Origin of the sequence: Nonomuraea coxensis DSM 45129 (genome assembly GCF_019397265.1) — a bacterium.
Classification (GTDB): Bacteria; Actinomycetota; Actinomycetes; order Streptosporangiales; family Streptosporangiaceae; genus Nonomuraea; species Nonomuraea coxensis.
The window spans coordinates 4709916-4721774 of sequence record NZ_CP068985.1 but is presented as its reverse complement, the minus strand read 5'-3'; the positions used below and the strand labels follow the sequence as shown (position 1 = coordinate 4721774).

13 protein-coding genes are annotated in these 11859 nt (G+C 70.5%); 5 read left to right on the top strand and 8 right to left on the bottom strand.

What is annotated here, in order from left to right:
* Positions 1-29 precede the first annotated feature (29 nt).
* Positions 30-683 carry a GTP cyclohydrolase I FolE gene (gene folE, locus Nocox_RS22190; RefSeq protein ID WP_051112692.1) on the bottom strand — a complete coding sequence of 218 codons (654 nt, stop codon included), beginning with the start codon at positions 681-683 and terminating at the stop codon, positions 30-32.
* Positions 684-778: 95 nt separating this feature from the next.
* Here folE and Nocox_RS22185 point away from each other — a divergent pair, with 95 nt between their 5' ends.
* Positions 779-1465 (top strand): helix-turn-helix transcriptional regulator, encoded by a 687-nt coding sequence (locus Nocox_RS22185; RefSeq protein ID WP_020545722.1) that lies wholly within the window; start codon positions 779-781, stop codon positions 1463-1465.
* A gap of 32 nt (positions 1466-1497) precedes the next feature.
* Here the strand turns inward: Nocox_RS22185 and Nocox_RS22180 are convergent, their stop codons facing one another.
* From Nocox_RS22180 to Nocox_RS22165, 4 genes are all read right to left on the bottom strand, one after another.
* On the bottom strand, positions 1498-2754 hold the full coding sequence (locus Nocox_RS22180) for an MFS transporter (protein ID WP_020545721.1): 1257 nt from the start codon (positions 2752-2754) through the stop codon (positions 1498-1500).
* A complete protein-coding gene (locus tag Nocox_RS22175; RefSeq protein ID WP_020545720.1) occupies positions 2754-3398 on the bottom strand; it encodes a TetR/AcrR family transcriptional regulator in 645 nt (214 codons plus the stop codon). Before Nocox_RS22175 ends, Nocox_RS22180 begins: the two co-directional genes overlap by 1 nt.
* A gap of 279 nt (positions 3399-3677) precedes the next feature.
* Positions 3678-4490: a class I SAM-dependent methyltransferase gene (locus tag Nocox_RS22170; protein WP_020545719.1), complete on the bottom strand. Its 813-nt coding sequence runs from the start codon at positions 4488-4490 to the stop codon at positions 3678-3680.
* Positions 4491-4601: 111 nt separating this feature from the next.
* A complete protein-coding gene (locus Nocox_RS22165) occupies positions 4602-5753 on the bottom strand; it encodes an RNA-guided endonuclease InsQ/TnpB family protein (RefSeq protein ID WP_020545718.1) in 1152 nt (383 codons plus the stop codon).
* 53 nt (positions 5754-5806) lie between these two features.
* Here Nocox_RS22165 and Nocox_RS22160 point away from each other — a divergent pair, with 53 nt between their 5' ends.
* On the top strand, positions 5807-5983 hold the full coding sequence (locus tag Nocox_RS22160; protein ID WP_020545717.1) for a type II toxin-antitoxin system prevent-host-death family antitoxin: 177 nt from the start codon (positions 5807-5809) through the stop codon (positions 5981-5983).
* A gap of 51 nt (positions 5984-6034) precedes the next feature.
* Here Nocox_RS22160 and Nocox_RS22155 read toward each other — a convergent pair whose 3' ends face one another.
* Positions 6035-6523: a GbsR/MarR family transcriptional regulator gene (locus Nocox_RS22155; protein ID WP_020545716.1), complete on the bottom strand. Its 489-nt coding sequence runs from the start codon at positions 6521-6523 to the stop codon at positions 6035-6037.
* A 144-nt stretch (positions 6524-6667) separates the two neighbouring features.
* Here Nocox_RS22155 and Nocox_RS22150 point away from each other — a divergent pair, with 144 nt between their 5' ends.
* Complete coding sequence (locus Nocox_RS22150; protein ID WP_020545715.1) at positions 6668-7420, top strand: MerR family transcriptional regulator; 753 nt, start codon at positions 6668-6670, stop codon at positions 7418-7420.
* Positions 7420-8280: a hypothetical protein gene (locus Nocox_RS22145; protein ID WP_020545714.1), complete on the top strand. Its 861-nt coding sequence runs from the start codon at positions 7420-7422 to the stop codon at positions 8278-8280. Before Nocox_RS22150 ends, Nocox_RS22145 begins: the two co-directional genes overlap by 1 nt.
* Here Nocox_RS22145 and Nocox_RS22140 read toward each other — a convergent pair.
* Both Nocox_RS22140 and Nocox_RS22135 read right to left on the bottom strand, forming a co-directional pair.
* On the bottom strand, positions 8265-8909 hold the full coding sequence (locus tag Nocox_RS22140) for a LuxR C-terminal-related transcriptional regulator (protein WP_020545713.1): 645 nt from the start codon (positions 8907-8909) through the stop codon (positions 8265-8267). The two genes, Nocox_RS22145 and Nocox_RS22140, sit on opposite strands and share 16 nt — an antisense overlap.
* A gap of 12 nt (positions 8910-8921) precedes the next feature.
* Positions 8922-10172 carry a sensor histidine kinase gene (locus Nocox_RS22135; protein WP_169577071.1) on the bottom strand — a complete coding sequence of 417 codons (1251 nt, stop codon included), beginning with the start codon at positions 10170-10172 and terminating at the stop codon, positions 8922-8924.
* A gap of 123 nt (positions 10173-10295) precedes the next feature.
* Between Nocox_RS22135 and Nocox_RS22130 the strand changes: the two genes are divergently transcribed.
* Positions 10296-11771: an alpha/beta fold hydrolase gene (locus tag Nocox_RS22130; protein ID WP_020545711.1), complete on the top strand. Its 1476-nt coding sequence runs from the start codon at positions 10296-10298 to the stop codon at positions 11769-11771.
* Positions 11772-11859 lie beyond the last annotated feature (88 nt).

Below are 11859 nucleotides of genomic sequence, written 5' to 3'. Positions count from 1 at the left end.
CGGTGTGAGGGAGGCTGGACGTACCTGCCTCAGTGGACCCCGGACAGCGCGAAGAACTCCTGCCGGGAGCGCGGGTCCTCGCGCAGCAGCCCCTGCAGGGCGGAGGTCACCGTGCGGGACCCACGCACGCGTACGCCGCGCATCGACATGCACAGATGCTCGGCCTCGATCACCACGCCGACCCCTTTGGGCTCCAGGTGCTGCTGCAACCAGTCGGCGACCTGCTTGGTCAGCCGTTCCTGCACCTGCAGGTCGCGGGCGAACAGCTCGACGACGCGGGCCAGCTTCGACAGCCCCAGGATACGGTCGCCGGGCAGGTAGCCCACGTGTGCCACGCCCTGGAACGGCAGCAGGTGGTGCTCGCACAACGAAAGCACCGGGATGTCGCGGGCCAGCACGAGCTCGTCGTACCCCTCCTCGTTGGGGAAGGTCGTCAGGTTGAACTCGCGCGGCGCCAGCAGTTCGGCGTACGCGTGCGCGACCCGCCTGGGTGTGTCGGCCAGGTGCTCGGACTCCGCGTCCCGGCCCAGCGCGGTCAGCAGGTCGGCCACCGCCTGCCGCGCGGCCTCGACGTCCACGCCGCCGCCGCTGCGGACCACTCGCAGGCGCCGGTGCTGCTGGTCGGGGGCGGCGGCCGGAGGCGCGAGGGTCTCGCTCACGCTGCCCGCCCGCGATCGTCGCATGCGTCCCGCATCACGCCATCCCCTTTTTCTATCGACTAGTTTCGTTAACATTAGAAGGTGGCCGGTGATTCAGTCAACAGAAGTGGGTTTTAGAAATGGGCGAGGTCAACGGCGCATGGCAAGCACGCATCTCCGCCGTCGCGGCGCTGGACGAGCCGACCCGGCGCCGCCTGTACGAGTTCGTGGTACGGCAGCCCGCTCCCGTGAGCCGCGACCAGGCCGCCGACGCCCTGCAGACGCCGCGCAACACCGTCTCCTTCCACCTCGACAAACTGGTCGCCGAAGGGCTGCTCGAAGCCGTTTACCAGCGCCGCACCGGCCGCACCGGCCCCGGCGCCGGCCGTCCCTCCAAGCTCTACCGCCGCGCGCCCGGGCAGATCGCCGTCTCCCTGCCGGACCGGCACTACGAGATGGCCGCCCACCTGCTCGCCGACGCCCTCCAGGAGGCCCAGACGTCGGGGGAGCCGCCGCGCGACGTGCTCGACCGCCGCGCCCGCGAGCTGGGCCGCGACCTCGGCCGCGACGCTCCGGCGCGGGGCACCCGTACCGGCCTCGTCCAGGCATTGGAGGCCCTCGGCTTCGAGCCGCGCGCGACCGGCGACGCCATCGCCCTGGTCAACTGCCCCTTCCACAGCCTGGCCCGGCAGCACACCGCGATGGTCTGCGGCATGAACCTGTGCCTGCTGACCGGCCTGCTCGAAGGGCTGGCCGCGACGGACGTCACCGCCCGCCTGGAGCCCGCACCCGAGCACTGCTGCGTCCGCCTCCACCCGACCGGCTGAACCCGCTCAGGAGGAGAACGGCTCCGCGTTGGTCAGGCGTCCGCGGGGGCGGCCTCGGCATCGGAGGCGCGGGTGACGCGGGCGGCGGCGATGGTGGCCCGGCCCGAGGGCAGGCGGGACGCGATCGCGATCACGGCGATGGCGGCCAGCCCCGCGGCGATCAGCAGGATCTGCACGCTGACCACGTCGGCCAGCGGGCCGAACACGGCCATGCCGACCGGAGTGGCCAGCGCCATCACGATGCCGACGTAACTGAACACGCGCCCGTGCATGGCCGGTTCGACGGTCTCCTGGATCAGCGTCATGAACGGGGTCGAGAACGGCGGCACCAGCAGTCCGAACACGAACATGAAGCCGTAGAAGACCCACAGGTTGCCGCTCAGCCCGAGCGCCACGGTCGCGAGCCCGAAGCCGTGGACGGCGACCAGGATCAGCCCTATCCGGCTGCGGTTGGCCAGCACCGTGGACATCAGGACGCCGCCGAGCAACATGCCCAGGCTGAAGGCGATCTCCAGCGCCGCCAGCATCCACTCCTCGGTGCCGAAACTGCGCGCGACCATCAGGGGCGTGACGAACGACGGCGCCACGGTGAGCAGGAAGATGACGGCGTACACGATGAGCAGCCAGCGCACGATGGGGTGGGAACGGACGTATCGCAACCCGTCGACCAGATCCTGCCGGTAGGAGACGCGGGCCTCGGCCACGCGCTCCAGGCTCGGTACGGCGACCAGGGCGAGCAGCCCGATCCCGATCACCGCCGTGACCACGTCCAGGAAGAAGACGGAGACGAGCCCGAAGGAGGCGAAGATCGCGGCAGCGACGGCAGGGGCGAGCAGCGCCATCGCCGAGTGGATGGTCTGGAAGATCCCGTTGACGCGCATCAGCTGCTCGCCCGGCACGATCTGCGGGATCATCGCCTGTACGGCGGGCGTCTGCACCCCGGCTCCCAGCGACCGGACCGCCACGGCCAGCAGAACGATCCACAGGTCGGTCACGCCGTTGGCCATGAGCAGGCCGAGCACCAGCGTCGCCAGGGCGATGGCGCCATCGGCGATCATGACCAGCACCCGGCGGTTCATCCGGTCGGCGAGCACCCCGCCGAAGATCGACACCACGCCCTGGGGCAGGAAGGCGGCCACCGCGTAGAGCGCCACCGCCAGCCCGGATCGGGTCTGCAGGGTCACCCACCACATCACCGCGTACTGCGCGATCATCGAGCCGAACAACGACACGGTCTGGCCGGTCAGGAAGAGGGCGACGTTACGCCGCCAGCGGGTGGTCGTGGTCATCAGATCTTTCTCCGCTTCGGGCTGGACGTGGTCGGTCGCCGGTCGGTCGCGGCCCCGTACAGGAAGAGATCGACGACGTCCTGAGCCAGTTGCCGGCGGGGGGTGGGCGCCGGGCGTTCCTGCGGAGGCAGGGCCACCTCCGGCGGCAGTGGCTGGGCAACGGCGGCCAGTTCCATGAAGGCCAGAGCCAGAAACCCCGGGTCGGCCTGCCGCAGTTCGCCGGCCTCGACCGCCCGTTCCATCAGCTCGGTGACGGGGGCCACCAGAGCCTGCAGGTAGGCGTGCGAGATCTCGGCGCGCGTGGCGTCGTCCACGTGGCGGGTGGCGTCGTAGATGCGGTCACCGAGGACGGAGTCGAAGGCGCCTTGTGCGTAGGCGCCGGCCAGGGCCAGGAGCCGGTCGCGGACGGTGTCGCCCGAGTCCAGCGCCGCCCGCAGGCCGGCGCCGGACTCGCGGATGTAATGGTGGGCGACCGCGGCGAACAGGGCCGCCTTCCCGCCGGGGAAGTGGTGGTAGAGGCTGGCCTTCTTCACCTCCACCAGCGTGGCGACCTCTTCGAGGGAGACTCCGAGGTAACCGCGTTCGGCCAGGAGCCGCGCGAACTCGTCACGGGCGCGGGTGCGGGTGTCGACCTGCTGGGTCACGACCGTTCGTCTCCTGTTCTCGTCCTGAGCCCGAGGTGAGGCTTTTTCCGGGGACGGCGACGCAGCCTACCTACCAATAGGTAGGGGGACAAGCGGATAAGTACCGCCCGCGGGCACTGCCGGGCCGGCCGGCGGGCGCGCGTGACGCAGCGCGGCCTCGACGCGGCGATCGCTGGTCATGGTCGCGGTGACGGCGGTCATGGTGAGCAGGCCGCACGCGGTAGCTGGAACTCCCCTTCGCGAGGCCCATCCGCGCCCGCAGCCCCAGAAGGGGGACGGTCAGAATCGGTAGCGGAGGACGCGGGCCCCCTGCCGCGACAGGACTGTGCTGCGGGCGGTGAGACGGGTGAGCGCGCGGAGCGGTTGAGGGAACCAGGCCACCTCCGGTGCGCGGGCGAGGATCTGCTCCTCGACCAGTTCGAGGCCCGCGTCCCAGGACTCTGGTTCGCGCGGGTCGTCGAAGCCCTGGGCGGCCGTGATGCCGAGTGCCTTGATGGCCGGGTGATACTTCATGGCCCAGGCGGCGAAGCGGGTGTAGCCGTTGAGCGCGAGCTCGCCCGAAGGGAAATGGCCGGTCAGCGCGCGGCTCATCGCCTGGAAGGAGTCGCCGGGCATGAAGGGGAGCAGCCCCTCGGCGACGATCATCGCCGGCCGGTCACCGGGGATGGCGGTGAGCCATTCGGAGCTGGTGAGGTCGGCTTCTACCAGGCGGGAACGGCCGGGCAGACATTCAGCCCGCAGGCGCACCACTTCCGGGAAGTCGATGTCGTACCAGTCGACGCCGGGCGGGGGATCGCAGCGGAGCATCCTGGTGTCCAGGCCGCAGCCCAGGTCGAGCACCACGCATCCGGGGTGAGCGGCGACGTAGGCGCGGACGACACCGTCGAGCTTCTTGGCGCGCAGCGCCGTCGTGAGGACGAGGCTGGGCTTGACCTTCAGCCTGCCGAAGTCGTAATCGATGGCGCCGGCCAGGTCGGCGGAGTGCGTGTCGCCGAGGACCGGGCTGGGCCGCCCCGCGTCCAGGGCTCTGGCGTGCAGAGTGAGCAGCAGCGTTTCCTGGATCAGCCCGAGCTTGGGTTGCCGGCGGTGCATGGGGATTCCTCAACGGCTTGACGCGCTCCCCAGCCTGAAGGCTGAGGATTCAGCCTGTGCCGCGCGTGCGGCACCTCTGTGGCTTCCTGTTTCACCGGGTCCTGCCCTCCGCTAGGCGGCGGGTCTTACGGTCCCTCCGCAGGCGTTTAGCCTCTCCGCCCGTCCGGCGGCGAGGATGTTCACGGCGGCGTTCACGTCCCGGTCGTGGACCGCCCCGCACGAGCAGGCCCACGACCGGACGTTCAACGGCATCTTTTCTTGCAGCGCTCCGCAGGCCGAGCAGAGTTTCGAGCTGGGGAACCAGCGATCCACCTTCACAAAGTGCCGCCCATACCGGGCGGCCTTGTAGGCGAGCATCGCCGTGAACTGCGCCCATCCGGCGTCGTGGACGGACTTCGCCAGACGAGTACGGCCGAGGCCGGACACGGCAAGGTTCTCCACGTAGATCGCTTGGTTGTCGCGAACCAGTTCCGTGGAGAGCTTGTGTGCCCAGTCGCGGCGCGTGTCGGCCACCTCGGCGTGCGCCTTGGCGACCTTGACGACGGCTTTCTTCCGGTTGTTCGACCCTTTCGCCTTCCGGGACAGGGTTTGCTGGGCCTTCTTCAACCGGCGTTCGGCACGGCGCAGCCAGCGCGGGTTGTCGATTTTCCGGCCGTCCGACAGGACCGCGAAGTGCGTCAGCCCGAGATCGATCCCAACCTCCGAAGCGATCTCTGGCAGCGACTCGCCGCCCGCCCCGACCACGAACGACGCGAAGTACCGGCCGGAGGCGTCCTTGATGACCGTCACTGATGACGGCTCTGACGGCAGGTCTCGTGACCACTTCACCTTGAGGTCGCCGATCTTCGGCAGGCGCAGCTTCCCACCCGCCGTGACCGTGAACCGGGCGTTCTTCGTGAAGCGGATCGCCTGCCGATTGTCCTTGCGGGACCGGAACCGGGGCGCGGCGATCTTCGGTCCCTTGCGCTTGCCGGACAGCGAGGCGAAGAAGTTGCGGTAGGCGGTGTTCAAGTCTGCCAGCGCCTGCTGGAGTACGACAGCGGAGACCTCGCCGAGCCAGGAGCGTTCCGGGGTCTGCTTCGCCTGGGTGATGACCCGCTTGGACAGGTCCCCATCCGAGACGTATGGCAGGCCGTTCTCGCGGGCTTCCTGCCTTATGCGCAGCCCGTCGTTGAACACCGTCCGCGCACACCCGAACGCCTTGGCCAGCGCGGCGCGCTGACCCGGCGACGGGTAGAGGCGGAAATTGTACCGGAGTTGCACCCATCAATTGTACATCCATGTACATAAAGATACGTCCACGTACACTGACATGTATGGAGCCGCAAGAGAAGAGCGTCGCCGAAGCCCGCAAACTATTCGCCGACGTCCTCAACGACGCCGCTGTACGTGGACAGATCACGTACATCACCAACCGGGGACGCAGGATCGCCGCCATCGTTCCGGTACCGGTCGCGGAGACCGCTGAACATGCGCACGGCGAGCACCGCTGATACTGGGGGTCAGGGCACACTCGGGCCTCAGCGGCCCTCCCGCGCGGGCCTTCACCCCCGGCCTGAAGGCCGGAGCGCTGGCCCGCACCTCGGTAGCGGATGACGGGCCGCGAGGTCCTGCAGCCACGTCAGGGAGTCGTGGGCGGCCTTGATGCGTTCGGTGCGGCGCCCCTCGCCGCCCGCGATGTCGAGCCCTTCGCCGGCGATCTCGCCGAACGCGCTCAGGCTCGCGAGCTTGCGCTGGATGACCTTCTGCCAGGCGTCGTCCTCGATGCGGTAGTAGGAGACGCGGTCGCCGGGCCTTCTCACCTTCTTGACCAGGCCGATGGCCGTGAGGAACCGCATGTTCGAGGTGAGCGAGGCCCTGCTGGCCTGGATGGCCTCCGCGATCTGCCCGGCGGACTGCTCGGCCGGATCGCAGATCATGAGCCAACCGAGGATGCGTCCGGTGATGGGCGGCAGCCCCCACTCCTCGACGCAGAAGGCGGCCACCCGCTCCACCCAGCGGAGCAGCCGGTCCTGCTGTTCCTCGGTGCTCATGGTCGCAACCTCCTTTTCCAGGGCTTGCTTCGTACGTGCTGGCTAGTTATTTCAAAGATGACTGAAATAACTAGCCATGTCAATCTGAAGCGGGAAGATCACGGAGCTTGACCATGACGTAGCGTCAACGTTTCTAATGACCGCATGAGGATCAGCGAGCTCGCGACGATGGTCGGGGTGTCCACCCGGACCGTACGCCACTACCACCACCTGGGGCTTCTCCCCGAGCCCGAACGGCTGGCCAACGGCTACCGCGAGTACCGGCTGCGCGACGCGGTGGCGCTCGCCCGCGTGCGGCGGCTGGCCGAACTGGGCCTGTCTCTCGACGAGGTCCGCGACGTGCTGGCCGACGACCAGGGCCGGGAACTGCGCGAGATGCTTCTGGAACTGTACGCCGACCTGGCCAGGGAGCAGGCGGCGATCGCCGCCAGAAGGGCCCGGCTGGCGGCGTTGCTGGCGGAGGCGGACCTGCATCCCGACTCCACGGTGTCGCCCGACATGGCGGAGGTGCTGCGCGGCCTTCCCACCGGGAGCTCGGCGTTCGCCCAGCTCGACCGCGAACTGCTGACCCTGGCCGCCACCACGAGCGACCCGGAGGGCGGAGCCGGGTTCGCCGAGCTGTTGCGGCCCCTCACCGAGCCTGAGGCGTACGCGCGAGGGCATGCCCTCATCGCCCGCCTGGACGAGCTCGCCGACGCCGACCCCGGTGATCCGCTCGTCGCCGTGGTCGCGCGTGACCTCGCGGACCACCTTCCCGACGAGATGGTGTCGGTGATGCTCGCGAGCCTTGAGGACGCCCGCAACGGCCAGTGGCTGGAGGAGCTGCTGCGGGAGCTGCCCGCCGCCCAGGGCGAGGTCTTCCGGCTGCTCGTGACACAGCTGAAGGAGCGAGGGTGATGGTGCGGGTCGCGCGTGCCGTGTTGTTCGCCGTGGTCCCCGCGGAGCTGGTGCTCGCGACCCTGCTCGTGTCCGGTGTGCCGCTGCCGCTCCCCGTGGTCGCGGTGGCCGAGATGGTCGTCGTCGCGGTGCTGGTCCTGGAGGCGGTGGCCGCGTACCGGCTGTTCGCGGCCGCGCGGCGGGCCGGCGCGGACCGCTGGACGGCGTTGCGCGCCGCCTACGAGCAGCTGGTTCCCGAGCAGGTGCGGCGGATCGCGGGGTTCGACATGAAGGGCGTGATCAGCCTCGCCCTGTGGGTCGCCCGCCGCCGCCACGGCGTGCCCGAAGGCGCCGCCGCCGTGTCCTACTCCCGCGCCCAGACCCTCACGATGGTGATCTTCCTGGGGGCCATGGTCGTGGAGCTGGTGGGGGCGGAAGTGCTGCTGCGGGCGTTCGGCGCGCCGGCCGGCCTGCGCGCCGTGGTGCTGGTCGCCGACGCCTACACGGTCCTCATCGTGCTCGCGGTCATCGCGGCGTGCGTCACCCGTCCGCACGTCGTCTCGGACGACGAGGTGCGCATCCGCTACGGGGCGTTCTTCGACCTGCGTGTCCCCCGGGAGCGGATCGCCGGGGTGCGGCACGTCCGCAACTACAACGAGAGCGGCACGGTCAAGGTGGACGGTGATCGGCTGGCGGTGGCGGTGGCGTCCCAGACCAACCTGGTCCTGGAGCTGACCGAGCCGGTCACGGCGGTCCGGCCGCTCGGCAGGCGTGCGGAGGTCCGTACGATCCGGTTGTTCGCCGACGATCCCACAGCCGCCCTCACCGTCCTGCGGTCCCGCGCGCCGTACCCGAGGGCGGGAGGTCAGGCCTGCAGGTAGCGCAGGACGGCGAGTACCCGGCGGTGGTCGTTGTCCGAGGGAGACAGGCCGAGCTTGGTGAAGATCTGCGTCACGTGCTTCTCCACCGAGCCGTACGACAGGAACAGCGCGGCGGCGATGGCGTTGTTGGAACGCCCCTCCGCCATCATGGCCAGCACCTCGCGCTCCCTCGGGGTGAGCGTGCCCAGGGTTTCCGTGCGACGGCTCGCGCCCATGATCTGGGTGACGACCTCGGGGTCGAGGACGGTCTGTCCGGCCGCGATCCGGTCGAGCGCGGCCAGGAAGTCCTTGACGTCGGCGACCCGTTCCTTCAGCAGGTATCCCACGCCATGGGCGCCGCCGGCGAGCAACTGGGCCGCGTAACGCGTCTCGATGTACTGGGAGAACACCAGGACGCCCACCTCTGGATGGTCACGGCGGATCCGGATCGCGGCTCGCAGGCCCTCATCGGTGTGGGAGGGCGGCATGCGTACGTCGACCACGGCGATGTCGGGACGGTGGTCCGCCACGGCGGCCAGGAGCGCGTCACCGTCGCCCACGGCGGCCACCACCTCGTGGTCGCGGGAGGTGAGCAGCACGCACAGGCCCTCCCTGAGCATCACGGCGTCCTCGGCGATCACGATCCGCATGCGCTGCTCCGTTCAGATGTGCAGGGGGAGTTCGACGGTGATCACCGTAGGTCCTCCGGCCGGGCTGTGAACGTCGATCACGCCGTCCAACACCTGGACGCGGGCGGCGAGTCCGCGTAACCCTGATCCGGCGCCGATCACCGCGCCGCCGATGCCGTCGTCGCGCACCCGCAGGGTCAGCAGTCCGTGACGGGCCCGTACCTCGACGGTGGCGTGTCCGGCGCCGCTGTGCCTGACCACGTTGGCGAGCAGTTCCGTCGTGCAGAAGTAGGCGATGGCCTCGATGGCCGGAGCCGGTCGCTCGGGCAGGTCGGCCTCGAACCGGGCGGGGATCGGGCTCCGTGCGGCGAGCGTGGCCAGGGCGACCTCCAGCCCTTGGTCGAGTGCCGGCGGGTGGATGCCGCGGATCAGGTCACGCAGCTCGGCCACGGTCTCCTTGGCGCTGCGGTGCGCGCTGTCGACGAGGGCCCGGGCGCGCTGGAGGCGTTCGGGCCGGTCGGCCTGCTCGAGCTCGTCCTGGGCCATGCCCAGGCTCATGGCCAGCGTCACCAGCCGTGCCGCCGTCCCGTCGTGCAGGTCCCGCTCGATCCGGCGGAGCCTCGCGACCGCGTCCTCAGCGGCCAGCGCCCGCGCCTGCTCCAGCCGGCGGATCCGGGTGTCGCCCGGCGCGGGCCCGAGCAGCGTACGGGCGAGCAGGCGCTCGGGGGCCAGGGCGAGGTGGACGCCCCACGGGGCGAGGAGCAGCAGCGCCAGCCCGGCGGCGCTCACCAGCGTCGCGACCGGCAGGCCGGAGGGAGACAGCTGCGGCAAGGCGGAGAACCGCCCCCACAGGGGGCACCCGAGCAGGAACAGGCCGCCTCCCCACAACCCGGCGGCGGCCGTACAGGCGACCACGGCCGCCGGCAGCCGGAGCAGGCCGTGGGCGACGGCGCGCCACCCCGTCACGTCGCCGAGCGCCGCGCCGAGCAGGTTCAGCGGGCCCGGCCCGGCACGGAACGGGCCGGGATCGAGCACCCGCACCCCGGCCCACGCTCGTGCCAGCCCTCGATTGGCCGCGCCGACCCCTCTGGCCGCCATCACGCTCAGGGCCAGCATCGGCACTCCGACGAGATTCGCCGTCAGGATCGCGCTCAGCAGCACGAGACCGAGATGGACCAGGCCGGCTCCCACCATGAACGGCAACATCAGCGCGTAGGCGAGCTCACGCCGCGACCGCTCCCGCACCGGAGCAGTGATCAGCGCCCGCCACCTCTCTGCCTGCACGCCGTCCAGCCTGACGGACACGCCCGCGCGAGAACAGCCGGACAACCCGTGGGGGACATCCCGAACCAGAAGGGAGGACGTCCCGGTGGTGGCCATGCGGCCGGTGCCATCACAGTGACCACCATGACGACGACCAAGCGAGGGCGCGGGCGCGGCAGGACCAGCGCACTGATCATCGGTGCGACGGTGGCGGCGCTGGCGGGAATCACCCCGGAGGCCTCCGCCACTCGGGCCCGGGACGCGCAGCCGGCCTGGCAGGACTGCGCCGGCCAGGACATACCGGCGGGCATGCGGTGCGCCGCGATCGAGGTGCCGGTGGACTGGGCCGAACCGGACGGGCCGAAGGTGAGGCTGGACCTGGCCCGGCTGCCCGCCACCGAGCCCGCGCACCGGATCGGCAGCGTGCTGGGCGTTCCCGGCGGCCCCGGGGCCGACGGGATCGACGACCTGAAGCACGCGGCGAGCGACCTCACCGAGCTGCGGCGCAGGTTCGACCTCGTCGCCTACAAGCCGCGCACCGCCGTGTGGCGCGAACAGATGCCCCCATCCTGCATGCAGCCCGGAACGTCACTGTTCGAGCCGCAGGACAAGCAACAGTACAGAGCATTGGCCGCGGCGATGACCAGGGCCTTCAAAGCCTGTCAGAACGCGGACAAGACCGGACTGTTCGCCCACATGGACTCCCTCTCGGCGGCCAGGGACCTGGACGCCATTCGCGAGGCTCTGGGCGAGAAACGGCTGAGCTTCATGGCCAACTCCTACGGCGGGGTGCCCGCGGCCGCCTATGCCCGGCTGTTCCCGCAGCGCATCCGAGCCATGTACCTCGACGGGACGGTCAACCAGACCGACGGCTGGCCCGACCAGACGCTGCGTGCTCTGCCCGTCCTGGAGAAGGTCTTCACCAGGTTCACCACCTGGTGCGCGGACACCCCTGCCTGCGCGTTGCACGGGCAGGACGCCGGGGCGGTCTGGCGCAAGCTCGTCCGGGACGCCGACCGCCGGCCCATCCCGGTCACGTCGTCCGAGTTCGGCAAGGGCGAGCTGACCGGATGGCATCTGAGGAGTTTCGGCTTCGTCGGCGACCCCGGACCCGACCACGCGCGGTGGCTGGCCTTCGCCGCGGCGGTCGGCAAGGCCCGAGACGGTGATGGGTCCGGTTTCGCCGATTTCGCCCTCGGCAACGCACGGATCTGGGCCACCCCCGGAGCGCTGGCGATGACGTGCGCGGACGACCGTGGCTACAGCGGCTACGCGCAGCTGCGGAAGTTCCGCCGTCAGGCGCAGAAGACCTCGCCGAACTTCGGGGGCGCCTCGTTCGACGCGCTCGGATGCACCGGCTGGCCGCTGCCGGTGGCCAACCCGTCCCTGCCGCTGCCGGCTCGCGGCCTGCCGCCGTTCCTGGGAGCCGGCAGCACGTGGGGCGACTATGCGTGGACCGAGAGCTTCACCCGGATGATCCCGGAATCAGTGACCGTCGGCTACGACGGCCCTGGCCACGTCATGTACCTGTCGGGCAGGAAGTGCCCCATCCAGCACGCCACCACGTACCTGACCGACTTGAGGCTGCCTGAGCCGGGCACCACCTGCCCCGCCGAATGACAGCCATGTCCCGGGCCGGTCGGCGGGCGACGGACCAGAGCTCTCGCGACGGTCGTGAGGATGGCCGCCTGCTGCCCCGCCACTGAAA

Bases quoted from the DNA above. Each gene is read 5' to 3' on its own strand.
- folE (WP_051112692.1), bottom strand. From the start codon at position 683: ATGCGACGATCGCGGGCGGGCAGCGTGAGCGAGACCCTCGCGCCTCCG.
- Nocox_RS22185 (WP_020545722.1), top strand. From the start codon at position 779: ATGGGCGAGGTCAACGGCGCATGGCAAGCACGCATCTCCGCCGTCGCG.
- Nocox_RS22180 (WP_020545721.1), bottom strand. From the start codon at position 2,754: ATGACCACGACCACCCGCTGGCGGCGTAACGTCGCCCTCTTCCTGACC.
- Nocox_RS22170 (WP_020545719.1), bottom strand. From the start codon at position 4,490: ATGCACCGCCGGCAACCCAAGCTCGGGCTGATCCAGGAAACGCTGCTG.
- Nocox_RS22160 (WP_020545717.1), top strand. From the start codon at position 5,807: ATGGAGCCGCAAGAGAAGAGCGTCGCCGAAGCCCGCAAACTATTCGCC.
- Nocox_RS22155 (WP_020545716.1), bottom strand. From the start codon at position 6,523: ATGAGCACCGAGGAACAGCAGGACCGGCTGCTCCGCTGGGTGGAGCGG.
- Nocox_RS22150 (WP_020545715.1), top strand. From the start codon at position 6,668: ATGAGGATCAGCGAGCTCGCGACGATGGTCGGGGTGTCCACCCGGACC.
- Nocox_RS22145 (WP_020545714.1), top strand. From the start codon at position 7,420: ATGGTGCGGGTCGCGCGTGCCGTGTTGTTCGCCGTGGTCCCCGCGGAG.
- Nocox_RS22140 (WP_020545713.1), bottom strand. From the start codon at position 8,909: ATGCGGATCGTGATCGCCGAGGACGCCGTGATGCTCAGGGAGGGCCTG.
- Nocox_RS22130 (WP_020545711.1), top strand. From the start codon at position 10,296: ATGACGACGACCAAGCGAGGGCGCGGGCGCGGCAGGACCAGCGCACTG.